Consider the following 25,084-nt stretch of genomic DNA (forward strand, 5'->3'; position numbering starts at 1 on the left):
GCCGGGCCGCCGAGGATCACGCTCGCCTTCTCTTCCCCCACACCACGGGCGATACCCCCGCAACCCGGTTCTAACCACGCGCGGCGTGGCGCGAGCCGGCGTGTCGCGCGCCGGCCCGCCCCGGCCAGCCGTGTCGCCTGTCACCGGCACTCCGCGCGACGCCGGGGCGGAGATCGCTCCGGGACGGCCCTGACCTGTGACGGAACCACCAGGTCGGCGGGCGGCCATGGGAAGGCGTCGATCGAGGAATTGAGCTGTGAGGCCCAACACAGGATACTTGGGGTCCCACCACCCAAAGGAGTGCGATGACGGACCGACCGGACTGGGCCCCCGCCGATGTCGATCACAACACCGCAACCGTGGCCAGGGCATACGACTACCTGCTCGGAGGTTCGCACAACTTCGCCGCCGACCGGGCGCTGGCTCGCCAGCTGATATCCGTTTTTCCCGATGTGAAGGTGCAGGCCAGGGTCAACCGGGCATTTCTCCACCGCGCCACGCGCTACGTGCTCGACCAGGGCATCCGCCAGTTCCTCGACATCGGCTCGGGCATCCCCACCGTGGGCAACGTGCACGAGATCGCGCAGAAGGTGGACCCCGAGGCCCGCGTGGCGTACGTCGACATCGACCCCATCGCGGTCGCGCACAGCCGCCAGATCCTCGCCGGAAACCCGCACGCGACGGCGATCCGGGAAGACTTCGCCAATCCTCGGGCGATCGTCGAAGACCCGGCGGTGGTCGAGCTGATCGACTTCGACAAGCCGGTGGGGCTGCTGCTGGTCGCGCTCCTGCACGCGGTGCGCGACGACCGCGACCCGTACGGCGCGCTGGAGGTGCTCAAGAAGCGCATGGCACCGGGCAGCTACCTGGTGATCGGCCACGGCACGCACGAGAGCCATCCAGACGCGTACAAGGAGGCGGCCAAGGCCGTCGAGCGCACCCCCACGCCGCTCGCGATGCGCACGCACGCCGAGATCCTCCGGTTCTTCGACGGGTTCGAGCTGGTGGAGCCGGGGCTGGTCTGGGCACACGAGTGGCGCCCCGACTCGCCCGACGACAAGCCGAGCGGCATGTCGGCGCTCAACTACGGAGGTGTGGGACGCAAGCCATGACACCGGTCGAGCGGTTCGCGCGGGCGTGGAGCCGGTCCGTCCACGACGCCAGCTACGTGCTCCTGTCCGCCGCGGAGCGAGACGCCTTCTTCCTCGACCTGACCCGCCGGATCGCGGACGCGCTGACCGCCGAGCGGTTCGACCCGGCGGCCGGCTACCGGGTCGGCGTCGACCTGGCCAGCACCGAGGAGATCGCCCCCGAGGCGCTCGGCCGCACCATCACCGAGCTCTCCACGCGCCTGCTCGCCACGCTCGACCTGTCCGGTGTGGTCGGTCAGGAGCGGCTGACCGTGCTCGTCGAGGCGCTCTCGACGGGATACGCGGCCGCCCTGCACGACCACACGCTCGACCGGCAGGAGGCAGTACGCCGGGCCGACATCGCCGCCCGCTCCGAGGCCGAGCGGGCGCTGCGCCGCACCGAGGAGCGGCTCCGGCACGCCGCGCTGCACGACTCGCGCACCGGCCTGCCCAACCGCGCCCAGCTCACGCAGTGGCTGGGCGAGCTGCGCACCGACCCCGGCGCGGCACCGCGCTTCGGCGTCTGCCTGATCGGCCTCGACCGCTTCCGCTCGGTCAACAACAGCCTCGGCTTCGCGGCCGGCGACCGCCTCCTCGCCGCGGCCGCCGAGCGGCTCGACCAGCTCCCCTTCGGCGTCGCCTGCCACCTCGGCGGCGACGAGTTCGCGCTGCTGATCCGCGACACCGGCAGCCCCGAAGACGCCATCAAGCCGGCCGACCGCGCGCTGGCGGCGCTGCGCGCGCCCTTCGACGTCGACGGTCACGAGCTGCCGATGACGGCCAGTGCCGGCGTCGTCGAGCGGGCGGTCGACGACGGCGACCCGACCGACGCGCTGCGCGCCGCCGCGATGGCGCTGCACTGGGCCAAGATCGACGGCCGCGACCGGTGGCGGCTCTTCGAGGAGGCGCGCAACGCCGGCGACGTGGCCCGCTCCCGCCTCTCCGCCGAGATGCCGGGCGCGCTCGCCCGAGGTGAGTTCGTGCTGGCCTACCAGCCGATGGTCGACCTCGCCACCGGCGCGGTCGTGGGGGCGGAGAGCCTGGCACGGTGGGACCATCCCGCGCTCGGGCGGCTCGGCCCCGACCGGTTCATCGGGCTCGCCGAAGACTCCGGCTTCATCCTGCCGCTCGGCATGCACCTGCTGGAGACGGCATGCCGGCAGGCGGTGCGCTGGCACGGCGAGGGAGCCGAGCCGCCGTTCGTGAGCGTCAACCTCTCCGCCCGCCAGCTCTGCCATCCGGGCCTCGCCGCCGAGGTCGCGGTCGTGCTCGACCGGGTCGGTCTGCCGCCGCACCGGCTCCAGCTGGAGATCACCGAGCACGCCGCGATGACCGCCGAGGGCGACGCCGTCGACAACGTGCGCGCGCTCGCCGGCATGGCCGTGCGGGTCGCGCTCGACGACTTCGGCACCGGCTACTGTGGACTGTCCTACCTGCGCCGCCTGCCGGTGCACGCCATCAAGCTGGCCGGCACCTTCGTCGCGGGCCTCGACGGCGACGGCGCCGCCGCCGGCATCGACGAGGCCGTGCTCGCCGGCCTTGTCCACCTCGGACACACGCTCAAGCTCACCGTCACCGCTGAGGGCATCGAGTCGGAGCGGCAGCGGTCACGCCTGCGCGCGCTCGGCTGCGACGTCGGCCAGGGCTGGCTCCTCGGCCGCCCCACGAGCCCGGATCAGCTCTTCCAATAGATTCGGGCTACCGCGATGCCCGCCGTGGCCAAGACCGCCGCTCCCGCGGCCTCGCCCTCCGCCTCCACACGACCACGCCGTGCGCGCCGCCCCGCCTTCCCCATGAGCATCCCGGCCGGGTCCGCAGTGGCCGGTCACAACCATTGTGAACGCCCGCTCCCTGCCGGTTTGCTCGGCTCGACAAGGCCCGGGAGCAGGGCCACGCTCGTCGCGCAGCTAGTGCCGGCAGATCGTGGTAACGAACCGCCCTCATAGGGGAAGTTCAATACCACGATCTGTTGCTGGACGTGGTTGAGTGGCACGACCGCGGGCTGGGAGGCGGCCTCAGTACACCGCGCGGTGGGCGGTCGCGATCAGCGCGCGGTAGGCGTCGCCGGTCAGGAAGCGGTCGCGGGCGAGCGCCGCGCGGGCCGCGTTGGCGCCCGGGCCGCCGTGCACTCCCCCGCCGGGGTGCGCCGAGGAACTGGCCAGGAAGAGCCGGTCGACCGGCGTGTCGGCGCGGCCGAGACCGGGGATCGGGCGGAGGAAGAGCTGCTGGTACGCCGCCGCCGTGCCGCCGCCCAACGCGCCGCCGACCAGGCTCGAGTTGACCCCCTCCAGGTCGGCCGGCCCGGCCACGTGGCGACCGACCACCAGCCGGCCGAAGCCGGGCGCGTGCTCCTCCAGCACGCTCTCCATCCGCGCCACGTGTGCCAGCACCTCGTCGCTGGTCCAGTCACGACGAAACGGCAGGTGCGTGTAGCACCACAGCGACTCCGTCCCCGCAGGCGAGCGGGACGGGTCGGCGGTCGTCATCTGCCCGACCAGGAGGAACGGACGGGACGGCACCTCCCCGGTGGCGAGTGCGGTCGCATACCGCGTGAGGCCGTTGAGGTCGGCTCCGAGGTGTACGGTGCCGGCGCTGGCCGCCGCGGGATTCTCCCACGGCACCGGGCCGGAGAGCGCCCAGTCCACTTTGACCGTCGATCCGTCCCACTGGAAGTGCGCCAGGTCGTCCACCAGGCGGGGCGGGAGCGCGGCCGGGCCGACCAGTTCGAGGTAGAGCGCGGGCGCCGGTACGTCGGCGAGAACCGCGCGGCGGGCCCGCCACCGCCGTCCGTCCATAGTGGACACGCCGACGGCCCGGCCGCGCGCGGTCAGCACGCGGTCGGCGCGGGCGGTGTACTCGATGCGCCCGCCCCGGGCCCGCAGCCGCGCCACGAGCGCGTCGGTGATCCGCTGCGCGCCCCCATCCGGCACCGGCCAGCCGTACTCCTGGCCGAGCATCGTCAGCAGCCAGCCGTACACGCCGCTGCCCGCGTCCTCGGTGGAGAGGTCGGTGTGCAGCGCGCAGCCGCCCATGAGCACCTGGGCGCCCTCGCCCCGGAAGACCTCCTCACCGAGCCGGCGGCTGGTCAGGATCAGCCGGCGGGCCAGGCGCAGCGCCCCGGCCGGCTTGAGCCGGGCCAGCAGCGCCGCGCCACCGCGCACCGGCGGAAACGGCGTGAACAGCGTGTCGAGCATCGGGGCCGAGACCGACCGCCACTCGGCGTACGCCTTGAGCCACCGCTCCCCGTCGCCGGCGGCGAACTCCTCCACCGAGGCGGCGGTCCGCTCCGGCCTGCGGTTGAGCACCGCGGCGCGCCCGTCGGGGAGCAGGTGGGCGAGCACGTCCGGCGCGTGCCGCCAGGAGAGCCCGTGGTCGGTGAGGCGCAGGGCGCGCATCACCGGCGAGGCGTACCCCAGCGGGTAGAACGAGCTGTACAGGTCGCTGAGGTAGCCAGGCCCGGTGACGGCCGCGGACCGGATGGCGCCGCCGGGCGCTCCGGTTGCCTCCAGCACGACCACGTCCCAACCGGAGTCGGCGAGCAGGTTGGCGGCGACGAGGCCGTTGTGACCCGCGCCGATGACGACCGCGTCGGCTGCTTCCGGAGCGCTCACACCAGAGAAGCTACCGCTGGCGTGCCTTCGCCGTGCGGCGCTTGTTGCTCTTGTCGATCGCCTTGACCAGCTCGGCCTTGTTCATCCGCGACCGGCCCGGGATGTCGAGCTTGCGCGCCACCTCCATGAGGTGTTCCTTGGGGGCGTTGGCGTCGATGCCGCCCGCGGTCCGCACCGGCTCGTCCCGGTACGAGCGCTCGGCCTGCGCGTCGCTCGGCCCCTTGCGCCCCTTCGGCTCCCAGTGGTCGCCCACCTTCTCGAACGAGTGCTTCAGCGCGGCGAACGCGGTGCGGTGCGACCGCTCGCCCTCGCCGTACGTCTCCACGGCCGAGTCGTGCGTCTTGGCCCAGGTCTCCTGCGCCTTCTGCGGCGAGCGCCGGAGTGTGCTCGGCATGTCCTCACGTGCCGGCATGGCGAACCTCCTCAAGGTTCGGAAACACCTTTCTCAAACCCCATGCCCACGTGCCGGACGGGCAAACGTTTGCGCACTTCACAGGGCGGGTAGAGGCGGGCATGGCGGCAACCGCGGCATCGGCCGGCACCAGGCGCGGGAGGGCATCCCGGACATCGTTCGCGACCTGGCGAGGTGTTCTCGTCCGCGCCGTACGTGGCTTCATGGCCGACAACTGCACAGACTGGGCGGCCGCGCTCACGTACTACGGCGTGCTCTCCCTCTTCCCCGCGATGATCGTGATCGTGGCGCTCGTGGGGCTGGTCTCCGAGGGCGAGCGCACGGTCGACACCATCGTCGGCATCGCCTCCGACCTGGGCGCCGGCTCGATCGTCAACAACGCGAGCGTGATCGGGTACATCCGCGAGGTCACAAATGGCGGCTCGGCGAGCGTGCTGCTCAGTTTCGGCCTCATCGGGGCGCTCTGGTCGGCCTCCGGCTACATCGGCGCCTTCACCCGCGCCTCGAACGCGATCTACGACGTCGAGGAGAGCCGCAAGTTCTACAAGCTGCGCCCGCTCCAGCTGCTCATCACCGCCGCCGCGCTGGTGATGCTCGCGATGGTGGCGGTCGTACTGATCGTCAGCGGCCCGGTCACCAACGCGATCGGCGACGCGCTGGGCGTCGGGGACACCGCGCGTACGACCTGGTCGATCCTGAAGTGGCCGGTGCTGGTGGCGGTGATGATGCTGCTGCTGGGCCTCCTGTTCTGGGTCGCGCCCGACGTGAAGCAGCCACGCTTCCGGTGGATCACGATCGGCGGTGCGGCGACGCTGCTGGTGTGGGCGATCGCCTCGTTCGGCTTCGGGCTGTACGTCGCCAACTTCAACTCGTACGGCGGCACCTACGGCACGCTGGCCGGCGTGATCGTGTTCCTGGTCTGGCTGTACCTGTCGAACTGCGCGGTGCTGCTCGGCGTGGAGATCAACGCGGAGGCCCGCCGGGTCACGATGCCCGAGAACGCCGGCGAGCGTGAGGCGGCCGAGCCGAAGTCCTGAGGTGTTTGCCCCACCGGACCATGGGTACGACCCAGACATGGATCGGGGCAACAGCAAGCATGGCCCGCGCCTGGACGAGGAGATGGCCCGCGAAGTGCGGGGCACCGTCCAGGGCGTAGCCGGATCGCGGGCCGAGGAATGGCGCGAGCCGGAACCGGCCGGCGAGGACCAGCCCGAGGCCACCGGTGTGCCGGCGGGAGACCGCCGCGCCGGGGCCCCGCAGGGGATGACCGACCAGGAGGTGGAGCAGCGCAGCAGGCTGGGCCGCTACCTGGAGCTGTCGGCGCTCCCCGCCGACCGCGAACACCTGCGGCACACGGCCGAGAAGAACCAGGCACCGGACGACGTAATCGACGCGCTGAACCGCCTCCCGGCGGGACGCACGTACGAGACGGTCTCCGAGGTGTGGGCCACGCTCGGGCACGCGAACGAGTCGACACGCTGGTAGTTCCCCGGCACCAGCAGCGAAGGAGGTTTGACGGATGAGTGGGGTGACCGAGTCCGTGGACGTCGCGGTACCCGTGCGGACCGCGTACAACCAGTGGACCCAGTTCGAGGAGTTCCCCCGCTTCATGGAGGGCGTCCAGGAGGTCCGGCAACTGTCCGACACCATGACCCACTGGAAGACCGAGATCGGCGGGGTCAAGCGCGAGTTCGACGCGCGAATCACCGAGCAGATGCCCGACGAGCGGGTCGCGTGGACCACGACCGAGGGCACTCATCAGTCGGGCGTGGTGACGTTCCACCGGCTGGACGACACGCACAGCCGGGTCACCGCGCAGATGGTGTTCGAGCCGGAGGGTGCCATGGAGAAGGCCGGCGACCGGCTTGGCCTGGTGACGCACCGCGTGAAGGGCGACCTCAAGCGGTTCAAGGAGTTCATCGAGGGCAGAGGCCAGGGCCACGAGACCGGTGCCTGGCGCGGCACGGTCTAAGCAGTGCGAACCGTCGTCGTCTCGTCGCCGGCCCGGCGGCGGGACGATGCCGCGTAGAGGAGCATGAGCAGCAGGCTCATCACGACCAGGGACGGGCCGAGCGCCTCCACGTCGATCCGGCTGAGCAGGACGCCGACCAGGCCGGGCAGGAGCGCGCCGCCGAGGGCCGAGGCGCCCAACTGCACGCCGATCGTGCGGTCCGCGTGCGCCTCACCGACCCGGTCGGCGGTCATGAGCGTCATCAGCGGGAAGACCGGCGCGGCCGAGAAGCCGATGATCCCCAGGCCGAGCGCGGCGACCCAGCCGGGCGCCGGAAGCGCGACGAGCACCGCCCCGGCGGCCATGCCGGCGAGGCTGCCCCACAGCACCTGGCCACTGCCGACCCGCTCGGCGACCACGCCCTGCACCACACGGCCGAGGAAGAGGCAGGCCCAGTAGCCGGACACGCACACGCCGGCCACGGCCGCGCTGACCCCGCGCCCCTCGGTGAGCAGCGTGTACGCCCACAGGCCGGCTGCCACCTCCACCGCCACGTACACACCGAACGCGAGCGCGCCCAGCCACACCGCGGGGATCACGAGCGTGGCGCGGATCGGGACCGGCGGCGGGGCGGGCACGTCGGCCTGCGCCGGCCGGTGTACCGCCCAGCGGTTCACCGTCAGCACGAACGCGGTGGCGAGCAGCACCTGGGCGGTGGCGACCACGCCGTACCCCCATCGCCAGGACAGGTCCGCGGCGAGTGCGGTGGTCATGATCAGTGGGCCGATGGCGACGCCGAGGCCGAAGAAGGCGTGCAGCCAGTTCATGTGGCGGGGACCGAAGGCCGCCGCCGCGTAGGCGTTGAGGCCCGAGTCGATCGCGCCGCCGCCGAGACCGAGCACGAGCGCGAACGCCACCATCACGGCGAGGACCGGCGAGAACGCGTAGACGGCGAGGCTGATCGCGCAGAGCGCGGTGCTCCCGGCGAGCAGCCGCCCGACGCCCAGCCGCGCGATCGTGAACCCGGCCGCCACGCTCGACGTCAGGTAGCCCACCGTGCCGACCGTCAGCAGGATGCCGACGGTCTCCCGGGGTACGTCGAACTCCTCGCTGATCGACGGCCAGCCAACGCCGAGCAGGCCGTCCGGGAGACCGAGGCTGATGAACGCGAAGTAGGCCAGGAGGAGCATGCCCCCGCGGGTACCGGTACGGGTCGTGGCGGTCACGAGTACCGATCTTTCCCGACCGGCCCCTGGTTGCCCACTCAAGTTTCGGCGCGCCGGCCCGCGGCAGTGCCCTAACTGGACGCACACGGCAACATCGACCGAATGGCCGACGGGCGATCGGGGTACATCGAGCAAAACTGTGCGGATGCGCCGTGCCCCCCAAGCCTCCGGCTTCCTGAGCCCGCGCCAGCGCCGCCTCGCCTGGCTGGGCTTCTTCCTCCTCTCCTGCCAGGCCCCCGTCGCCGCGAAGCTGCTGCCCGACGACTCGTGGCTCCTCAGCATCGTCGTCGCCCTCATGGTGGCCACGGTCATCATGGCCGATGACTCGATGCGACGGCGTCCTGCCGCAGAGTAATCTCGCTCCGAGTGACGTCGGTCTCAACCCCGCATGGGACCACAAGATTCAGCCGACCGGCGGAGGCTGGCGCCACCGCGCCCCGACTACCGTCAGTGCCCATGACTGGGCTGTTCAGCGGCTTTACCTCACGGGCCGCCACGCGATCGGCACGCTCCGTAATCAACGGGATGATGTCGGCGTTCGGCGCGTCCGGCCTGGAGGCCGCCGGCCGCAATCCCGGCCTGCTCGCCGCGGTCGACCAGCACGCGGCGGCGATCCGCGACAGCCTGCACGGCGATCTGCGCCCGATCACGCCGGTCCACCTGGCCGGCTACGCCGAGGGCGTCCGCGACGCCGCCGCGGAGCACGGCTGGACGCTGCCCGTGGGCCCGATCGACTGGTCGGCGACGACCGACTGGGTCCTGCTCCGGCTGCTCGCCATCTGCCACCTGGCCTACGCGCGCGTCCCGGCGCAGCGCCGCCCCTAGGGTCTGCTCCACAAGGGACAGATTTGGGCTACCGCGCCGTCCGGACCACCGCTCCCGCGGTCGCACCTCCACGGTCCACAACCCGCCCACTCACGCGTCCGTGACGATTTCTTGACCCCATAATGGGTGAACTCTCGCGGGGCGGGACCGCCGTCCAACGGCGACCGGCGCTGGGCGCCCCCACAGGAGCATCCCGGCGCCGGTCGCGGTAAGGGCGTTCTACTGCTGAGGATCGATCCGCTGCGTCTCGTCGTTCGCCCGCGGGGGCATCGGCTCACCGCTCTGGTAGACGCCAGGCGCCACCGTGCCAGAGCCCGGCGCCGTGCCGGACATCGCCGGCATCGCCATCGGGGCGGCCTCGCCGGCGCGGTCGGCCATCTGCCGGCCCGCGTCGTCGCGGCCGGTGTTGTACGCCTGCGCCTTCTCGCGGATGACCTGCGACTCGGTCGCCGCCCGGTCGAGCAGGCCCTCCCAGCGCTGCTGCATCGGGCGGACCAGGCCGCCGCCCACGCCGACGATCAGGATGCCGGCGATGGTGGCGAGCGCGGCGATCAGCACCGGCGTGGTGACCGTGGTGGCGATGCCCACCTGGTTGAGGGCGGCGATGGCGCCGAGCACGATGATGAACGCCCAGGCGAGCGTGGCGAGCAGCTTGCCGTACGAGAGGCCGCCGAGCGCGCCGCTGACCAGGTCACGGACGGCGTTCGCGATCGCGATGGCGACCACCACGATGACGATCGCGACGAACGCCCTGGGCAGCCACGCCACGACGCTCGTGATGAGCGCGCTGACCGGGTTGGGACCCCAGACGGCGAAGGCGATCTGGAGTACGAGCAGCAGGAGCGCGTAGTACACGATGCGGGACGCGATCGTGCTCGCGTCGTACTTGCTGCGCTGGAACGCGCGGCCCATCCCGCCCCGCTCGATGGCGCGGTCGAGGCCGACCCGCTTCAGCGCCTTGTGGACGATCCGGCGGATGAAGCGCGCCACGATCCAGCCCACGAAGAGGATCGCCAGGAAGGCGACCGCCTTGGGGAGGAAGACGAACACGGATCTCCACATGTCGGTGAGTGCGCCGTCGATGTCGACTTGCCGCACCGCCAAGGGCTCGGACATTTGGTGCCTCCAGTAGGCAGAACGTGCGTTCCGATATTGAGCGTCAACTCAGATCATGCACCTCCTTGTAGGCATTTAGCCGGCTTTTCGGACAAAAGCCGTGTCGCGTCCTGAACACTTCCGGAAATGGAGGAAGCCCGCCCATCGAGGCGGGCTTCCTCGGGATGGGTCAGCGAAGGCCGTTGCGGATCGCCACGCCGTACTGCCAGACCAGTGCCACCGTGTCGATGCGGCGGCCGAGCTCGCGGGCCAGGAGGATCGCGCGCCAGTCGAAGGACTGGATGGTGACCCGGTCGACCAGGCCCGCCTTCCGCACAGACAACACCAGAAGGCGCGTGAAAACATCAAAGGGCGCGGTGTCGGCCACGGTCGGGCTGATCTTGGTTTCGATGTTCAGCCGCACGTCGCTCCGGTGCGCGTGCTCAGGGTGAACAGGAAGCTGACTACTCGCAGGGGCGTCCGTCGATCGCGCAACCGGTGGGCTCACCGGCCAGCAGCCCCGGCACATCGAACGTGAACGCGACCGCCCCGCCCGCCGCCAGCTCGCCACTCCCGGCCATCGGCGTGAAAATCACGAGCGCGCCATCCTGCCGCGCCACCGCACCGTCGACGCTCTCCACGCGCTGGCCGGCGGGCAGGCTGAGCGTGACGGTCCAGCCGGTCGCCGCGCCCTCCCCGCGGTTGTCGATGGTGACCTTGCCCCGGTAGCCGGTGAGCCCGAGCAGCCCGGTGTTGGCCGTTCGCTCGTATCGCGCGACCAGCTCGGCCGCCGCCGGCGGGGGCGCGCTCGACGCCTCTGGCGAGGGCGGCGCGGTGCCCGCCGGCTGGCTCTCGCCACCGGAGGGCGTGTCCGGCCGCTCGCCGCCGCCCGGCGCGGTGTCCGGCGCCGGCTCGACCGCCGGCCCGGCCTCCTCCGGCGGCGGCAGCTCGCCCGGCTCGGACGCCCCTCGCTCCCCCGCCGCCTCGACCGTCGGCAGCGGCAGCGGCACCTGCCCGGTCGGCGGCCGGTTGGCCGCCACCACGGCGAAGGCCCCGCCGACGATGGCCACCGCGGCCACCACCACGAACGCGACCGCAAGACCCACCTCGGTGCGGGTCCACGGCGGTCGGCCTTCCTTACCGGGTACGGGCCGCGCGTCACCGGCCCTCGGCGATCCGTCGCCCCCGGTGCCCCGATCCCCGCCCCCGGACACCGGCGGCTCCGCCGGACCTCCGCCGCCGCTCGCGTTGTCACCGCTCGTGTTTTCGGCGCTCGCGGTGCCGGCGCTCGCGGTGTCCCCGGTGGTCGGGTCGGCGGTGGTCGGGTCGGCGCTGGTCGGGTCGGCGCTGGTCCTGCCGCCGCCGGCTCCTCGGCTGCGCGGGGCGACCGCCGGCGCGCCGCTGACCAGGCCGGCGCGCTCGGCGGCGGAGGCGCGGCGCGGAGCCGGCACGCGGTCGAGCGCGGGGGCGCGATTGGGCGCGGAAACCCGGCCCGGCTGACCGCCGCCGGCCTGCTCCGCCGGCTCGACCGCTGCCGGCGCGCCACCGCTCGGCGCACCACCGCCTGAGGTGCCGCCGCCCGTGGCGGGGCCAGGCGATGCGGGGCCGGCTGTGGCGGGGCCGGTCATGCTGTCGTCGAACTGCTGGAACTGTGCGACGTATCCCATGACGCCGGCGTCGCGCTGGCGCGGGATGGACGCCTCGACCGCCTCTTGCGTCGCCTTGGGATCTGCCGTCACGCCGCGACTATATGTGTGCAGCTCATATCGGGCGCAACCCCCTAATCGCCAAGACCGGCCCGGGATCGCGGGCGGTCTTGGCGACCTCGCGCGGCCCCGGCCCGCCTACCAGCAGAGGCAGAACGGATGGCCGGCCGGATCGGCGTAGATCCGGAAGCTCACCTCTTCTTCCTCCTGCAACGGCAGCGGGCGGGCGCCCAGCGCGAGTGCCTTGGGCTCCGCCACGTCGATGTCGTCGACCGTGATGTCGAGGTGGAACTGCTGCGGATGGGCCGGGTCGGGCCAGCGCGGCGGCACGTACTCGGGCGCCTCCTGGAAACTCAGCGTGGTCGCGCCGTCGCTGATGTCGATCCAGCCGCCGTCGACCCGCGTGATCGGCAGGCCGAGCAGCTCCGAGTAGAACCGCGCCAGCACGTGCGGCTCGGGGCAGTCGAGCACCACTGAGGACAAACGACCGATCATCACGCTCTCGCTTTCTCTCCTGCTTTCCGGACCGCCCGATGATGCCTCCGGGGTACGACAGTCTCCCGATTGGTGTGATCGTTGCCGTACGGTGACCGTTTGCCGATGTCCCGGTGAAATGACCGGCCAGTACCGTGGCCGGTAGGCGAAAACCACACCCGCTTGGGGAGGGCACGGCGTGGTCGGAGCGTTGGTCCGCACCCGGGTCGCGAGCAACGGCAGCATGGTCGTGCAGGTGCGCGGCAATGTCAGCGAGGCGGCCACGGCACAGTTGCGACGCGCTCTCCGGCATGCCCTGCTCCGGGTCCGCTCCCCTCGCCTCGTCGTCGACCTGCGCGATGCCGGCTGGGTCGACCCGCTCGGCGTGGGCGCCGTGGTGGCGGGGTGCGACGTGGCGGGCGACCGGGCGGTCTCCGTGGTCGTGCACCGGCCCACCAGCGTCGTCGCCCGCCGGCTCCGCGCCGCCGGCCTGCCCGGGAGCGCCCTGCTGCACCGCTGACCCGCGCAGAAGAGATCCACGCACATCTATTTTTTCGAAACGCGGTGAACGCGGTTCGACGCGGGGTCTTCACATCCGCGCAACATGGCCGTACGGTAATCGATGTCCATGGGAGCGCTTCCAACGAGGAAGCTCTATGCCGGAAAGGAGTCCCCGCATGCGCAGGAGATCCGCGCTCTCCGCCATCGGCGCGGCTGCCGCCGCAGCATTGGCCACAGCGACGGCGGTGGGCGTCGGGCTGCTGCAGCCGCAGGCCGCGTCCGCCGCCGATTCCGTTTTCTATGTGGATCCGGACACCAACGCCGCCCGCTGGGTCGCCGCCAACCCCAACGACTCGAAGACGGCGGTCATCCGCGACCGCATCGCGAGCGTGCCACAGGCGCGGTGGTTCACGACCACCAACACCTCCACGGTCCGCGGGCAGGTGGACGCCTTCGTCGGCGCCGCCGCGGCGGCCGGCAAGATCCCGATCCTGGTCGTCTACAACGTCCCCAACCGCGACTGCGGCGGCGCGAGCTCCGGCGGCGCCCCCAGCCACCAGGCCTACCGCGCGTGGGTCGACGAGGTGGCGGCCGGGCTCAACAACCGCCCGGCGACCATCATCCTCGAGCCCGACGTGCTCGCGCTGATGAGCGACTGCCAGAGCGCGGCGCAGCAGGCCGAGACGTCCGCCTCGATGGCCTACGCGGGCAAGCGCCTCAGGGCCGGCTCCTCCCAGGCCCGTGTCTACTTCGACGCGGCCCACTCGGCGTGGCTCTCGGCCAGCGAAAACGCCCGCCGGCTGGTCGCCGCCGACATCGTCAACAGCGCGCACGGCATCTCGCTCAACGTCTCCAACTACCGGGCCAACTCTGAGCTCATCCCCTACGGCAAGAGCGTCCTCGCCGCCATCGGGGCGAGCAACCTCAAGATGGTGCTCGACACCAGCCGCAACGGCAACGGCCCGGCCGGCTCGGAGTGGTGTGACCCGCCGGGGCGCGCGATCGGTGTGCCGAGCACCAACAACACCGGTGATGCGGCGGTCGACGCGTTCCTCTGGATCAAGCTGCCGGGCGAGGCCGACGGCTGCATCGCCGGCGCCGGCCAGTTCGTGCCGCAGCGCGCGTACGACCTGGCGATCGCGGCCGGACCGGTCACCACCCCGCCGACCACCAGGCCGCCCACTACCCCGCCGACCACTCCCCCCACGACGCCGCCCACCACGCCGCCCACGACCGGGCCGACCACGGGCCCGCCGCCCACCGGTTCGTGCAGCGTGGTCTACGTCCCCAACCAGTGGAACGGTGGCTTCACGGCCGACGTGCGGATCACCAACCGGGGCTCGGCGGTGACCAACTGGACGCTGCGCTTCACGGTCGGCTCGGGCACGCGCCTGACCAACGGCTGGAACGGCACCTGGAGCCAGTCCGGCACGCAGATCACGGTCGGCAACGCCGGCTGGAACGGCTCCATCCCCACCGGTGGCACGGTCAGCACCGGCTTCCAGGGCACCGGCACCTTGGGCACGCCGACCGCGATCACCCTGAACGGCAACGCCTGCACCTGATGTACCTCTCCTGAAAGGGTGGCCCCGCGCGGTGTGGTGCGGGGCCACCACCAGGTCCCTCCAGATTGGACGGTGCCGACATGACCGCCGACCTCACCGCCGCCCCCGAGGCCGACACCCCGCCGCGCAGCCGTGGCCGTGCCCGGTGGATCGCCGTCGCGGTGGTGGTGGTCGCCGTCGCCGTCGCGGCGGTGTTGCTGCGGGTCGTCGGCACCGGTGGCTCGTCCCGCCCGCCAACGCTGCAAAACCAGCTCGCCGACCGGGTCGCCGCCATGTTCGAGCAGGCCACTCCGACCGACCACCACCGACACGGCCACCACACGGTCGGCGAGAGCAAGGTGCTGTGCGCCGCGAAGACGCTCGGCTTCGAGCCCACCAGCGCCACCACCGTCGCCGAGGTGCGCGTGTTCTACGGCTACCACTTCTGCGCCGTGATCGAGCCGGGCCGGCCGTGGGACTACGCGCAGAAGCTCTCCGGTCCGCTGTCGGTGGAGCTGACCGAGCCGCCGGTGGTGAAGGTCGCCGAAGGTGGCCTGGGCTTCCCCGACCGGGTCCGGGCGATCATCCCGGCGCCGTACCAGGAGGCGGCGTTGCAGGAGCTACTCGACGAGGACCAGATGCGCGACCTGCGCAAACGCTTCGACGCGGAGGCCGCCAAGGCCTGACCCGCCAGGCTACGGGCGGAGCAGCACCTTGATCGCGCCGTCCTGCTTCTTCTGGAACATGTCGTACGCGCGCGGCGCCTCGGCCAGCGGCAGCCGGTGGGTCGCGAACGTGTCCACGCCCAGCGGGTCGTCGTCGCGGGCCAGCAGCGGCACGATGTCGTCGACCCAGCGCTTGACGTTGGCCTGGCCCATGCGCAGCTGCACCTGCTTGTCGAAGAGCGTGAGCATGGGCATCGGGTCGGCGGCGCCGCCGTAGACACCGATCAGCGAGATCGTGCCACCGCGGCGGACGATGTCGATCGCCGAGTACAGGGCGGTGAGGCGGTCGACGCCGGCCCGCTCCATCACCTTGGTGGCCATCGCGTCGGGCAGGACGCCGGCCACCTGCTGGGCGAGCTTGGCGGCGGTGGAGCCGTGCGCCTCCATGCCGACCGCGTCGATGACGGAGTCGGGGCCGCGGCCGTCGGTGCGACCGCGGATCTCCTTCGCCAGGTTGTCGGTCTCGCGCAGGTCGATCACCTCGATGCCGCGGGCGCGTGCCCGGTCGAGGCGCTCGGGCACCAGGTCGACGCCGATGACCCGGCCCGCGCCGCGTTGCACCGCGACCCGCGCGGACATGTCGCCGACCGGACCGAGGCCGAGCACGACCACGCTGCCACCGGGCGGGATGTTCGCGTACTCGACCGCCTGCCAGGCCGTGGGCAGCACGTCGGAGAGGTACACGAAACGGTCGTCGGGCGGCCCCTGCGGCACCTTGATCGGCGTGTACTGGGCCTGTGGCACGCGCAGGAACTCGGCCTGGCCGCCGGGCACCTCGCCGTACAGTTTGGTGTACCCGAAGAGCGCGGCGCCCATCCCGGTCTCCCGCACCTGCGTGGTCTCGCACTGTGTCTGCAAGCCCTGGCCGCACATGTAGCAGTGCCCGCAGGAGATCTGGAACGGGATCACGACCCGGTCGCCGGGCGCCACCGTGCGCACCTCCGGGCCGACCTCCTCGACGACGCCCATCGCCTCGTGCCCGAGCACGTCGCCCTTGCCCATGAACGGACCCAGCACCTCGTAGAGATGCAGATCCGAGCCGCAGATGCCGGTCGATGTGACGCGGATGATCGCGTCGTTGGGCGCCGCGATGGTCGGATCGGGCACGCTGTCGACGCTCACCTCGCGGCGCCCCTGCCAGGTAACTGCTCGCATGACAGGAACCTTCCCCGGGTCGTACCTCTCAAACACCGCCTCGACGGGCGCGGGCCCGGCGCTTGCCCTCGTGCATCGCCTGCACGCGGGCGATGGGGATCGTGTGTCCCTCGGCGACGAGGTCGTCGGGAAGCCGTTGCGGCGCGGGCATCCGCTCCGCCCACGGGTCGGCGTCGCCGAGCAGCCCGGGGGCGGTGTGGACGGTGAAGTCGGCGGGCTTGACCCGGTCGAGCTCCTCCCACGCGACCGGGAACGACACCGGGAGCCCGGGCCGCAGCCGAGGGCTGTACGCCGCGACGACCGTCGCGCCACCGGCCCTTGTGGAGTCGAGGAAGACCTTGCCCGCCCGGTCCCCCTTGATGAACGCGGTGGTGGCGATCGCCGGGTCGATCCGCTCGGCGCGGGCGGCGAGCGCGCGCGTGGCGGCCGCCACGTCGACGATGTCGACCGACTCGTCGACCGGTACGAAGATGTGCACGCCCTTCGATCCGCTGGTCTTCACCGCGCCCGCGAGCCCCGCCTCGGCCAGCGCCTGCCGCACGAGGTGGGCGGCGGCCACCACCTGGTCGAACGCCTCGCCCTCCGGCGGGTCGAGGTCGAGGATCAGGTCGGTGACCGCGTCCCACCGCTCGCCGCGCGTGAGCGCCGGATGGTATTCGATCGCCCGCTGGTTGCCGAACCACAGCAGGGTGCGGCGGTCGTTGCAGAGCGCGTACCGCACCTCGCGCTTGGAGGCGTCGGCCCAGCGCGTGACCGTCTGGACCCAGTCGGGCGTGTACTTGGGGACGTTTTTCTGCATGAACGCGTCCTGCCCGCGCAGGATCCGGATCACCGACAGCGGGCGGTCGCGGAGCACCGGGATGATGCGGTCGCGCATCGCGTCGAGGTAGTCGACGAGGTCGCGCTTGGTCGCGCCGGCCCCCTCGAACAGGGGCTGGTCCAGGTTGGTCAGTGCGACGCCGTCCCGCTCCTCATCGGCTCCCATCGCCCCACCCTGCCATCACTTCGCGGAGCAGGTCCAGGTTCTTGCTGATCACGGCCGAGACGCCGAGCTGGCGGGCGTGCGCGAGCGCGGCCGGCGTATCGACCGGCCACACCATCACCACCTCGACCGACTCGCGCAGCTCGGCGACGACCGCGGGGCTGAGCAGCTCGCGGCGGATCGAGACGCCGTACGCGCGGCGCCGCCGCACTCGCGCGCGCAACTGCCGCAGCATCACGCGGTTGCTCGCGGAGAGCACCGGCCGCACCGGGTCGTCGAACGAGTCGAGCATCCCCCACTGCTTGGTGCACACCGTGATCGGCGCGTCCGGCGCCACCTCGCGCAGCAGCGCCGCGACGCGCGGCGCCAGCGCCGCCGCCGGACCCTTCAGGTCGAGCATCAGGCGATGGTCGCCCTCCGCCGCGGCCAGGACCTCGTGCAGCTCCGGGAGTACGGTGGCGCGCCGCCGCACGAGCATCCACTTGTCCCACAGCAGACCCGGGCCGAGGGTCTTGAGATGGCGTACCTCCAGCGCGCCGCGGAAGAGGTGGATGTCGGCCTCGACCAGGTCGACTCCGGCGTCGAGCGCGGCCCGGAGACCGGCCTTGTCGTTACCGGCGCGGTGGGCGATCGCCATGAGCGGGGGCATGGCTCACCGTAACCCGGTCGCGTTTGTCCGATCCGGCCACGGGGAACCGCACCAGGTGACACGCTGGTGCCGAACAGGTCCGAGGAGGCTCTCATGACCACATCCTGGACAGGGCCGCCGGTCGGTGGGGAGCAGTCGTCCGCCCGCCCCACGGTCACCGTGGCCAGCTACCCCGACTACCCCTCCGCACAGCGCGCGGTCGACTACCTGTCCGACAACCAGTTTCCGGTCCAGCGCGCCGCCATCATCGGCACCGATCTGCGGCTGGTGGAAAACGTGCTGGGCCGCATGACCGTGGTCCGCGCGGGCCTGGCGGGGGCGGCCACCGGCGCCTGGTTCGGCCTCTTCATCGGCCTGCTCTTCGGCCTCTTCAGCGAGTCCAACTGGGTCGGCGTGATCATCGCCGGCGTGCTGATCGGCGGCGTGTGGGGCGCGGTCTTCGGCGCGATCGCCCACGCGTTGACCGGCGGCCGCCGCGACTTCACCTCGACCAGCAGGCTTCAGGCCGCGCAGTACGCGGTGACCGTCGACGCCGAGCACGCCGACACCGCCCGCCAGCTCCTCACCCGCCTCAACTGGCAGGCCAGCGGCGCCGGCTAGGCGTGGTGGTACGCCAGCTCGCCGGCCTCGATCGGGTCGGCGAGCCGGTTCTCCTCTGGGGCCAACGGACAAGCCCACCGATCACTGAAGGCGCAGCTCGGGTTATACGCATAGTTGACGTCGAGCCGCACCCGGTCGCCGGCCAGCGGCACCACGCCCCGGCCAAAGGTGCCCTTCACGGTATCGGTGAGGTAGCGCCCCGCGCCGTACGTCGTCGACCCGTACGTGCCGTCGCGGAACGGCAGGAAGAGCCCGCCCCCGTACGCCTCGATCCAGAAGAGCGTCAGCGGACCCCACGGCGTCAGCGCCCGGGCAACCCGCCGATATCGCACCGCGCCATCTGGCCCACCGGTGTCGATCTCCAGCGTGCCCTCCGCCGGTTCCAGGGGCACCTCGACCACCGCGGTCGGGTTCTGCGGAAAGTACCGGAGACCGGCGAAGGTCGCGCGCTCGCGCGGCGGTATTGGTGACTGTGGATGTTCGGCATACAACCGGTCGCGGGCCACGCGGAATTCGCCCAGGTCGAGCCCGGAGAGGTACATGCGCGCGACCTGCTCGCGCCAGTCCGCCAGATCCAGATCCTCCACGCTTTCGAAGACTAGCCGCCACACCCGTTACCTAATGGGTCCAGGGCGACGGCGGTGTTCATCGCAGGGTGAGCGGGATCGCTGACTCGACGCGGGTGAGCTTTTCTGGGTTGCGGACGTAGTAGAGGCCGGTGATGCGGGTGTCCTGGACGTGGACGGAGAGGATGCCGTCGAGTTGGCCGTCCAGGCGCAGTACCAGTGATGGGTTGCCGTTGACCACGGTGGGCTCGGCGGTGAGGATGCTGTCGACCTTGCCGATGCCGGTGACGAACATGCGGGCCACCTTGTCGGCGCCGATGACGGGCCGCAGCGCGGCCTGTTTGATGCCGCCGCCGTCGGCCACCAGGACGACGTCTGGGGCGAGCACGTGGAGCAGGCGTTGCAGGTCCCCGGTTTCGATCGCGTGCCGCAGTGAGTCCAGTGCTGCCCGGGTCAGGCTGGCCGGGACCACCTGGCGCGGGCGGCGGGCGTCGACGTGCTGGCGGGCGCGGTAGGCGATCTGGCGGACCGCTGAGGAAGTTTTGTCGAGGGCGGCGGCGATCTCGTCGTAGCTGATGTCGAAGACTTCGTGGAGGACGAACACGGCGCGTTCGGTGGGCGTCAACGTTTCGAGGACGAGCATGAGCGCCATGGACATGCTTTCGGCGAGTTCGACGTCGTCGGCCACGTCCGGTGTGGTGAGCAGCGGCTCCGGCAGCCAGGAGCCGACGTACGCCTCCTTGCGGCGCCGCATGCTCCGTAGCCGATTGAGCGACTGTCGGGTGGTGATCCGCACCAGGTAGGCCCGCTGGTCGCTGACCCGCGCCAGGTCGACTTTGACCCAGCGCAGCCATGTTTCCTGGAGGACGTCTTCGGCGTCGGCCGCCGATCCGAGCATCTCGTAGGCGACGGTGAACAGCAGATTCCGGTGGGCCACGAAGGTTTCGGTGGCGGGGTCGGCGGGCGGTGTATCCACGGCAAGACCTTCAATTTTCGATGGTCGGTTCAGCGGGCAGCGAGCGCCTGAAGCCGCTGATTACGGCTGTCGTCCCGGAACTTCCAGGTGTAGGAGCCTGGCTTGTGCGCCTCATCCGCCAGGTGCCCGATCAGGCCGGAAAAACTGCTGCTCTTGATCTTCGCGCCGAGGAAGCCGCCGACAGCGAAACCTTTGGCAATGTCGTTCTTCGAGGCGATCTGTACGGTGGCGACGCCGTGCCCCAGGCTGACGCACTGCCCGAAGAATCCGATGGCGATGGTCTTGGGCTGTCCGCCCCCGATCCGCGCGAGCACCGTGTCGGCCGCATGCGCGCCGAGTGGATTGGCGGCCTGGCAGCTCATCCGCAGTGGCATGTCCGACGGTGCGGCCGAGTCCCCGGCGGCGACGATGCGGGCGTCGTCGATGCTGGTGAGTGTCTCGTCGGTCAGCAGGCGTCCGGCCGTGTCGGTAGTGAGCCCGCTGCGGGCGGCCAGGTCGGGGACGCTGAGCCCGGCCGTCCAGATGGTCACCGTGCTGGGCAGCTCGCGACCATCGGCCAGCAGGACGGCTTCGCGGCGCACCGCGGTGACCTTCGCACCAGGACCATCGATGATGGTCACCCCGAGCTTGGTCAGCCGTTTGGCGAACTTGCGGCGGATCCGGGGATGCAGATACGGGTGCAGTACCTTGCCGCAGACGAGCGTCACGGTTCGGCCCTCTGCTGCCAGCTCGGCGGCGACCTCGATGCCTGTCGCGCCGGCTCCGACCACCGTCACCACGGCCATCGTCGGTGTGGTGTCGAGCACCGCCCGTAGCCGCTGTGCCTCTTCCAGGCCGGCCATGCCGTGGGCGTACTGCGCTGCTCCGGGCACACTCGGGACTGCGCTGCCGCTGCCCACCGCGTAGACGAGGTAGTCGTAGGGCACCGTGCCGCCGTTCGCCAACAAAACGGTGCGCCCGGCCGCGTCGATCCGGCTGGCGGTGTCGACCACCAGCCGCACGCGGTCGGCCAGGATGTCGTGGTAGCGAACGACCGCGTCGCCGGTTGCGCCGACGAGCTGGTGCAGGCGGATGCGGTGAACGAAGTTGGGCCGCGGGTTGATCAGGGTCACGCTCACGTCGTCGCGCTGGGTGAGGCGGTTGGCCGCCATGACACCGGCGTATCCACCGCCGACCACGACCACCCTGTTGTTGTCCGTCATCGGGTCTCCCTCGTACCTCGGTGTTCAGCCACAAGACACCGCTCGAGGAGCTGGCATAACGGCTCGTGAGACGGGTCACTCGGCCCCGGCTCACGCCCGACGTTCGGCTGACAAATTCTCCAGACGCCTCGGCGTCCGGTCACCACTGGGTGATCAGCGGCCTGTCAGGTTCGTGCTGCCGCGAGGCGGGCGAGGCGGATGGGCGCGCTCTCCGCGGAGTTGTGCGGAACAGCACCCCGATCCCTGACAGAAACCGCATGTGGCATGGGCCCTTGTACGGCTAGCTTCGGGAGATCGGCCTGGCCTGCTCGCCTTGCGGGGCTGGCTTCGACCTGCCCGGTACTGGTCCCACACAGCCCTGACCGGGGTCGCCGCCTTCCGTGCCCGACCTCACAGGGCGTCCTGCCGTCCGTGGGAGCGGGCGCTGGCCGGGCCGTGCGGCAGGCCCGGGGCTACTCGATGGGATGGGTCCGGGCGAGATAGGCGCTCAGGACGAGCGTGGCGGCGGCGAGGGCGATGAGCAGCAGCGCCCAGAGAAAGCGGAGTCGGCGACGGTGGAACCACGGCGGTGCGACTGCCCCGCCCATGACGAGCAGCATGGTCAGGCCGCCGAGTACGAGGAGCCGGATGTCGTGCCCGGTAGCGCAGAAGTCGTCGGCACATGCGTCCCACCAGTAGTTGCCGCTGGTCGCCCAGGCGTTGAACCGCCAGCCGGCGATCGCGGCACCGACGACGATCGCGATCGTGGCGAGTACGTCGAGCACCGTCGAGGCGCGGGGAAGGCGGAGTGGCTCGACCTGGGGAGGTTTGTCGGGGTCCCGGACCGTCAGCACCTCGGCTTCGCAATTGGCCTCCTCGGCTTCGCCGCTGGCCACCTTGGGGAGGATCAACCGCCACCCGGGCTGCCAGTGCGGCTCCCGGGCAAGGTAGCCGCCGTCGGCCTCGTCCCCGAATATCTCGCTGACAGCCACGATCCCGCGTGACCCGAAGAGTCGCTGCGCTGCCTCCAGGGCCTTCTTGTCGGTGCCGAGCCGTCCGCACCAGGCTGCGACGGCGGCGTGGACCCGGCCGGCCCGCTCGTCGCCGAGGCGGTCATCGAGGACCAGCACGACCGGGGTCCATCCGTCACCAGCGGGGACGACGAACGACGTGCGGTACACCTGCCCGAGCACCGGCGCGGGGTTGGACAGGTAGCGTTGGTGCTGGGCACGGATCTGCTCGGGATGCTCGCGTCGGCCCTGCCGGATGGCGACCACGGCGGCGACGGTGAGCGCGATGGCGACCGCGATCCCGGCCAGTGGACCCCACGGCCGGATTGTGTCGAGGCCGCCTCCGACCGTGGCGCCGAGCGTGCCGAGCGCGGCCGTCGCCGCGAACAGCCCCAGGATGAGCCCGGCGCCGAGGTAGGTCCTGGGCACGTCGACCCGTCGCGCGAAGTCCTCCAGCGTGTCGATGGGCGGCCCCGGTACCCGATCGAGGTCGACGTCGTGCGTGACCGCTGCCCGTGTGGCTTCCGCCCACACCTGATGCGGGTCAGCCGGCCAGGTCGTTCGGTCGTTCATAGCTTCTGATCTTCCACCATGGATGCACGCGGTCGCGGTGGTGGCCCGCGCCCGAGGCGAGCGACGGCGTCGGCCACGGCAGCCTCCGCGGCGGGTTCGAGGGCCGCCGTCGCCTCGTCGAGCAACAGCACGCCGGGACTGGCCAAAGCGGCACGGGGCCAGGGCGAGAAGCTGACGCTGCCGCGCGACATTTGTAGCCAGGGTTCGGCCTTGACCGTTGACCGCCAACCTTGCCCGGCGGCAAGGTGCGGCGTATGGATGTGGCGCAAGGGCAGCATCCTCCCCTACGAAGTGCTCGGCTTGGCGCTGACCGACCCGCGCGAAGCCGAGGAGTTCACCGACGAGGACGTGCTGTTCATCCGCAGGACGCCACGCGAGTTGCGGCGGCGGTCACGGATCGCAAAGTCGTGAGAAGTGGAGGGGTCAGCCTCCACCAGGCATACATGGCTGAGCCTTTCGAGTGACGGTTTGTGACGGTGGGTGGTGTGCGGTTCGGACCGCCACGGCCGGTGATGGGAGACGACGGCTGAGCGGTCGGGTCGTGCGCCGCCGGCTACTGAGAGCGTCGACGACGAAGAGCACGCCGAGCAGGATCACGCCGCTGCCGTGGCGGGTGCGGGTGGTGACGTTGCCGGGGAGGCGCCGTGATCAGCTCGTCGAACTCGGCGGGCATCGTCACCACCGCGCACCCGGCGGGGCCGGAACAGCGAACCGCTGGTGCCCGGCCGACGCTGTCAGGCGTGGATCGCCTTTCGGTCAGTCGCGGAGGTTACGGCGACCTTGCGTGGCTTGGCCTGCTCGGCGATCGGGATCCGGACGAGCAGCACACCGTTGTCGTAGCTGGCCTGGATGCGATCGGTGTCGAGGGCGTCGCTGAGCAGCAGCTGACGGGAGAAGACCCCCAGCGGACGTTCGGACAGGTGCAGTTGCGCGCTGTCGCCGAGCTCGGGGGGACGGCGCTCGGCCCGCACGGTCAGCACGTTGCGCTCGACATCGATCTCGATCGCATCCGGGGCGACGCCGGGCAGGTCGAATGCCACAAGGAACTCGTCGCCGGCACGGTAGGTGTCGATCGGCATCGCGGCGGGCCGGGACCATGTGCCGGACGGATTGCCGGCGAGGAGTGTCTGGGTGAGCCGGTCCAGCTTGTGGAACGGGTCAATGCGCATCAACATGACTTCACCTCCCAATCTGTCAACCAACAGGGTGTCAATGCGCTTACACAATGTTTAGCATGTCATCGTAGCGACGACAAGTCCTGTGTCATCGTTACGACGACAGGATCAGGAGGGTTGTGATGGCTGAGTCGATCGGCGACCGCGCTCTGGCCGCGCTCGCGACCCTCCATGAGCTGCGTGAACTGCTGGACGAATGGGAGCCGCAGCTGATTGAGGTCGCGCGGGCCAGCGGTCTGAGCTGGGCCCAGTTGGCACCGACGCTCGGCGTGGCCAGCAGGCAGGCCGCCGAAAAGCGATACCTGCGACTGCGGCGCGCCGACTCGGAAGAAGCCGGCACCACTCAGGACCAGCGGGTCCAAGCCGTCCGAGACCGCCGGGCCGGCGACCGTGCCGCCACCGCCTGGGCCCGCACACATGGCGCGGACCTGCGACAGCTGGCCGGACAAGTCAGCGGCCTCACCGATCTTGGTGAACAGGCCCAGCCCAGCCTGGACCGCCTACACGACGCCCTCGGCTCCGAAGAGCCCGAAGCGCTTGTGCCACTGCTGGCGGCAACCCACGAACACCTCCCGAACGGCCACAGTGGACTCGCCGACCGGGTCGCAGAGATCTCCCGCGCCAGCGCCCAAGCTCGCCAGCACGGCGAGCAAAGCCGGCGCCGGACCCACCCAAGCGGCTAGCCTCCACAGCCGAAAGGACACCGGCGGCGGCAACGCGACACACGCCCGCTCGCCAGAACCAATGAGCTGACCAGCCTCACGCCAACCGAGCGGTCGTCACCGACGCCGCGGCGGTCCGGGCCGCCGCGAAGCTAGCGCGGGGCCATGCGTCGCTCGGCCGGCGGGATCGGTGACTGTCTGTGCTCGGCGAACAACCGGTCCCGGCCGCGCGGAATCCGCCCAGGTCGAGCCCGGACAGGTACATGCGAGCCACCTGCTCGCGCCAGCCTGCGAGATCCAGATCTTCCACGCTCTCGAACCCTAACCGCCCATCCAACGTATTCACGGCGGATGA

28 protein-coding genes are annotated in these 25,084 nt (G+C 71.3%); 13 read left to right on the forward strand and 15 right to left on the reverse strand.

Going from position 1 to position 25,084, the window contains the following annotated elements; translation table 11 throughout:
• Positions 1–305: 305 nt before the first annotated feature.
• Together ACFFIA_RS04710 and ACFFIA_RS04715 are read left to right on the forward strand one after the other, a co-directional pair.
• Positions 306–1,112 (forward strand): SAM-dependent methyltransferase, encoded by an 807-nt coding sequence (locus tag ACFFIA_RS04710; RefSeq protein ID WP_377245893.1) that lies wholly within the window; start codon positions 306–308, stop codon positions 1,110–1,112.
• Positions 1,109–2,821 (forward strand): putative bifunctional diguanylate cyclase/phosphodiesterase, encoded by a 1,713-nt coding sequence (locus ACFFIA_RS04715; RefSeq protein ID WP_377245896.1) that lies wholly within the window; start codon positions 1,109–1,111, stop codon positions 2,819–2,821. Before ACFFIA_RS04710 ends, ACFFIA_RS04715 begins: the two co-directional genes overlap by 4 nt.
• 324 nt (positions 2,822–3,145) lie before the next feature.
• Here the strand turns inward: ACFFIA_RS04715 and ACFFIA_RS04720 are convergent, their stop codons facing one another.
• Together ACFFIA_RS04720 and ACFFIA_RS04725 are read right to left on the reverse strand one after the other, a co-directional pair.
• Entirely contained in the window at positions 3,146–4,741 is a 1,596-nt protein-coding gene (locus ACFFIA_RS04720) for a phytoene desaturase family protein (RefSeq protein ID WP_377245899.1), read from the reverse strand.
• A gap of 10 nt (positions 4,742–4,751) precedes the next feature.
• Complete coding sequence (locus tag ACFFIA_RS04725) at positions 4,752–5,153, reverse strand: ChaB family protein (RefSeq protein ID WP_377245902.1); 402 nt, start codon at positions 5,151–5,153, stop codon at positions 4,752–4,754.
• A gap of 203 nt (positions 5,154–5,356) precedes the next feature.
• On the opposite strand from ACFFIA_RS04725, the gene ACFFIA_RS04730 reads away from it, so the two are divergent.
• From ACFFIA_RS04730 to ACFFIA_RS04740, 3 genes are read left to right on the forward strand one after another with little or no spacing between them, the layout of a single operon-like run.
• On the forward strand, positions 5,357–6,190 hold the full coding sequence (locus tag ACFFIA_RS04730; RefSeq protein ID WP_377245905.1) for a YihY/virulence factor BrkB family protein: 834 nt from the start codon (positions 5,357–5,359) through the stop codon (positions 6,188–6,190).
• A 37-nt stretch (positions 6,191–6,227) separates the two neighbouring features.
• Entirely contained in the window at positions 6,228–6,638 is a 411-nt protein-coding gene (locus tag ACFFIA_RS04735; RefSeq protein WP_377245908.1) for a DUF2795 domain-containing protein, read from the forward strand.
• A gap of 34 nt (positions 6,639–6,672) precedes the next feature.
• On the forward strand, positions 6,673–7,125 hold the full coding sequence (locus ACFFIA_RS04740) for an SRPBCC family protein (RefSeq protein ID WP_377245911.1): 453 nt from the start codon (positions 6,673–6,675) through the stop codon (positions 7,123–7,125).
• On the opposite strand, the gene ACFFIA_RS04745 is transcribed toward ACFFIA_RS04740, so the two are convergent.
• Complete coding sequence (locus ACFFIA_RS04745) at positions 7,122–8,330, reverse strand: MFS transporter (protein ID WP_377245914.1); 1,209 nt, start codon at positions 8,328–8,330, stop codon at positions 7,122–7,124. The genes ACFFIA_RS04740 and ACFFIA_RS04745 overlap by 4 nt on opposite strands.
• 145 nt (positions 8,331–8,475) lie before the next feature.
• Between ACFFIA_RS04745 and ACFFIA_RS04750 the strand changes: the two genes are divergently transcribed.
• Both ACFFIA_RS04750 and ACFFIA_RS04755 read left to right on the forward strand, forming a co-directional pair.
• Positions 8,476–8,685, forward strand: a complete 210-nt coding sequence (locus tag ACFFIA_RS04750) for a hypothetical protein (protein WP_377245917.1) — start codon at positions 8,476–8,478, stop codon at positions 8,683–8,685.
• A gap of 101 nt (positions 8,686–8,786) precedes the next feature.
• Positions 8,787–9,155 (forward strand): DUF6401 family natural product biosynthesis protein, encoded by a 369-nt coding sequence (locus ACFFIA_RS04755; RefSeq protein ID WP_377245921.1) that lies wholly within the window; start codon positions 8,787–8,789, stop codon positions 9,153–9,155.
• 219 nt (positions 9,156–9,374) lie between these two features.
• Here ACFFIA_RS04755 and ACFFIA_RS04760 read toward each other — a convergent pair whose 3' ends face one another.
• The 4 genes from ACFFIA_RS04760 to ACFFIA_RS04775 all read right to left on the reverse strand — a co-directional run bounded on the left by ACFFIA_RS04760 (position 9,375) and on the right by ACFFIA_RS04775 (position 12,451).
• Positions 9,375–10,271, reverse strand: coding sequence for a mechanosensitive ion channel family protein (locus ACFFIA_RS04760; protein WP_377245924.1), 897 nt, complete (start codon positions 10,269–10,271; stop codon positions 9,375–9,377).
• A 169-nt stretch (positions 10,272–10,440) separates the two neighbouring features.
• Positions 10,441–10,674, reverse strand: coding sequence for a PI-PLC domain-containing protein (locus ACFFIA_RS04765; protein WP_377245927.1), 234 nt, complete (start codon positions 10,672–10,674; stop codon positions 10,441–10,443).
• A gap of 40 nt (positions 10,675–10,714) precedes the next feature.
• The gene (locus ACFFIA_RS04770; protein ID WP_377245930.1) at positions 10,715–11,989 is read right to left on the reverse strand and encodes a cellulose binding domain-containing protein; all 1,275 of its coding nucleotides are present in this window, start codon (positions 11,987–11,989) and stop codon (positions 10,715–10,717) included.
• Between the two features lie 105 nt (positions 11,990–12,094).
• Complete coding sequence (locus tag ACFFIA_RS04775; RefSeq protein WP_377245933.1) at positions 12,095–12,451, reverse strand: VOC family protein; 357 nt, start codon at positions 12,449–12,451, stop codon at positions 12,095–12,097.
• Positions 12,452–12,629: 178 nt separating this feature from the next.
• Here ACFFIA_RS04775 and ACFFIA_RS04780 point away from each other — a divergent pair, with 178 nt between their 5' ends.
• The 3 genes from ACFFIA_RS04780 (at position 12,630) to ACFFIA_RS04790 (ending at position 15,161) form a co-directional block, all read left to right on the forward strand.
• A complete protein-coding gene (locus tag ACFFIA_RS04780) occupies positions 12,630–12,950 on the forward strand; it encodes an STAS domain-containing protein (protein ID WP_377245936.1) in 321 nt (106 codons plus the stop codon).
• A gap of 157 nt (positions 12,951–13,107) precedes the next feature.
• Positions 13,108–14,496 (forward strand): glycoside hydrolase family 6 protein, encoded by a 1,389-nt coding sequence (locus tag ACFFIA_RS04785; RefSeq protein ID WP_377245938.1) that lies wholly within the window; start codon positions 13,108–13,110, stop codon positions 14,494–14,496.
• Between the two features lie 80 nt (positions 14,497–14,576).
• Positions 14,577–15,161 carry a hypothetical protein gene (locus tag ACFFIA_RS04790; protein WP_377245942.1) on the forward strand — a complete coding sequence of 195 codons (585 nt, stop codon included), beginning with the start codon at positions 14,577–14,579 and terminating at the stop codon, positions 15,159–15,161.
• A 9-nt stretch (positions 15,162–15,170) separates the two neighbouring features.
• On the opposite strand, the gene ACFFIA_RS04795 is transcribed toward ACFFIA_RS04790, so the two are convergent.
• Genes ACFFIA_RS04795 through ACFFIA_RS04805 form a run of 3 tightly spaced genes read right to left on the reverse strand, consistent with a single transcriptional unit; the run spans position 15,171 to position 17,986 of the window.
• The gene (locus tag ACFFIA_RS04795; protein ID WP_377245945.1) at positions 15,171–16,355 is read right to left on the reverse strand and encodes a zinc-dependent alcohol dehydrogenase; all 1,185 of its coding nucleotides are present in this window, start codon (positions 16,353–16,355) and stop codon (positions 15,171–15,173) included.
• A gap of 28 nt (positions 16,356–16,383) precedes the next feature.
• Positions 16,384–17,340 (reverse strand): non-homologous end-joining DNA ligase, encoded by a 957-nt coding sequence (gene ligD / locus ACFFIA_RS04800; protein ID WP_377245948.1) that lies wholly within the window; start codon positions 17,338–17,340, stop codon positions 16,384–16,386.
• Positions 17,327–17,986: a glycerophosphodiester phosphodiesterase gene (locus tag ACFFIA_RS04805; RefSeq protein ID WP_377245951.1), complete on the reverse strand. Its 660-nt coding sequence runs from the start codon at positions 17,984–17,986 to the stop codon at positions 17,327–17,329. Before ACFFIA_RS04805 ends, ligD begins: the two co-directional genes overlap by 14 nt.
• A gap of 93 nt (positions 17,987–18,079) precedes the next feature.
• Here ACFFIA_RS04805 and ACFFIA_RS04810 point away from each other — a divergent pair, with 93 nt between their 5' ends.
• Positions 18,080–18,586 carry a YflT domain-containing protein gene (locus ACFFIA_RS04810; RefSeq protein ID WP_377245954.1) on the forward strand — a complete coding sequence of 169 codons (507 nt, stop codon included), beginning with the start codon at positions 18,080–18,082 and terminating at the stop codon, positions 18,584–18,586.
• Here ACFFIA_RS04810 and ACFFIA_RS04815 read toward each other — a convergent pair.
• The 4 genes from ACFFIA_RS04815 to ACFFIA_RS04830 form a co-directional block, all read right to left on the reverse strand.
• Complete coding sequence (locus ACFFIA_RS04815) at positions 18,583–19,173, reverse strand: DUF1684 domain-containing protein (protein ID WP_377245957.1); 591 nt, start codon at positions 19,171–19,173, stop codon at positions 18,583–18,585. The genes ACFFIA_RS04810 and ACFFIA_RS04815 overlap by 4 nt on opposite strands.
• A gap of 58 nt (positions 19,174–19,231) precedes the next feature.
• Positions 19,232–20,128, reverse strand: a complete 897-nt coding sequence (locus ACFFIA_RS04820; RefSeq protein ID WP_377245960.1) for an RNA polymerase sigma-70 factor — start codon at positions 20,126–20,128, stop codon at positions 19,232–19,234.
• Between the two features lie 29 nt (positions 20,129–20,157).
• Complete coding sequence (locus tag ACFFIA_RS04825; RefSeq protein ID WP_377245963.1) at positions 20,158–21,330, reverse strand: NAD(P)/FAD-dependent oxidoreductase; 1,173 nt, start codon at positions 21,328–21,330, stop codon at positions 20,158–20,160.
• A 452-nt stretch (positions 21,331–21,782) separates the two neighbouring features.
• Positions 21,783–22,892, reverse strand: coding sequence for a hypothetical protein (locus ACFFIA_RS04830; RefSeq protein ID WP_377245966.1), 1,110 nt, complete (start codon positions 22,890–22,892; stop codon positions 21,783–21,785).
• A 258-nt stretch (positions 22,893–23,150) separates the two neighbouring features.
• Here ACFFIA_RS04830 and ACFFIA_RS04835 point away from each other — a divergent pair, with 258 nt between their 5' ends.
• Positions 23,151–23,303 carry a hypothetical protein gene (locus ACFFIA_RS04835; RefSeq protein WP_377245969.1) on the forward strand — a complete coding sequence of 51 codons (153 nt, stop codon included), beginning with the start codon at positions 23,151–23,153 and terminating at the stop codon, positions 23,301–23,303.
• A 323-nt stretch (positions 23,304–23,626) separates the two neighbouring features.
• On the opposite strand, the gene ACFFIA_RS04840 is transcribed toward ACFFIA_RS04835, so the two are convergent.
• Positions 23,627–24,067 carry an Hsp20/alpha crystallin family protein gene (locus ACFFIA_RS04840; protein ID WP_377245972.1) on the reverse strand — a complete coding sequence of 147 codons (441 nt, stop codon included), beginning with the start codon at positions 24,065–24,067 and terminating at the stop codon, positions 23,627–23,629.
• Positions 24,068–24,189: 122 nt separating this feature from the next.
• Here ACFFIA_RS04840 and ACFFIA_RS04845 point away from each other — a divergent pair, with 122 nt between their 5' ends.
• A complete protein-coding gene (locus ACFFIA_RS04845) occupies positions 24,190–24,750 on the forward strand; it encodes a hypothetical protein (RefSeq protein ID WP_377245975.1) in 561 nt (186 codons plus the stop codon).
• Positions 24,751–25,084 lie beyond the last annotated feature (334 nt).

The organism is Phytohabitans kaempferiae (assembly GCF_042433955.1).
Classification (GTDB): Bacteria; Actinomycetota; Actinomycetes; order Mycobacteriales; family Micromonosporaceae; genus Phytohabitans; species Phytohabitans kaempferiae.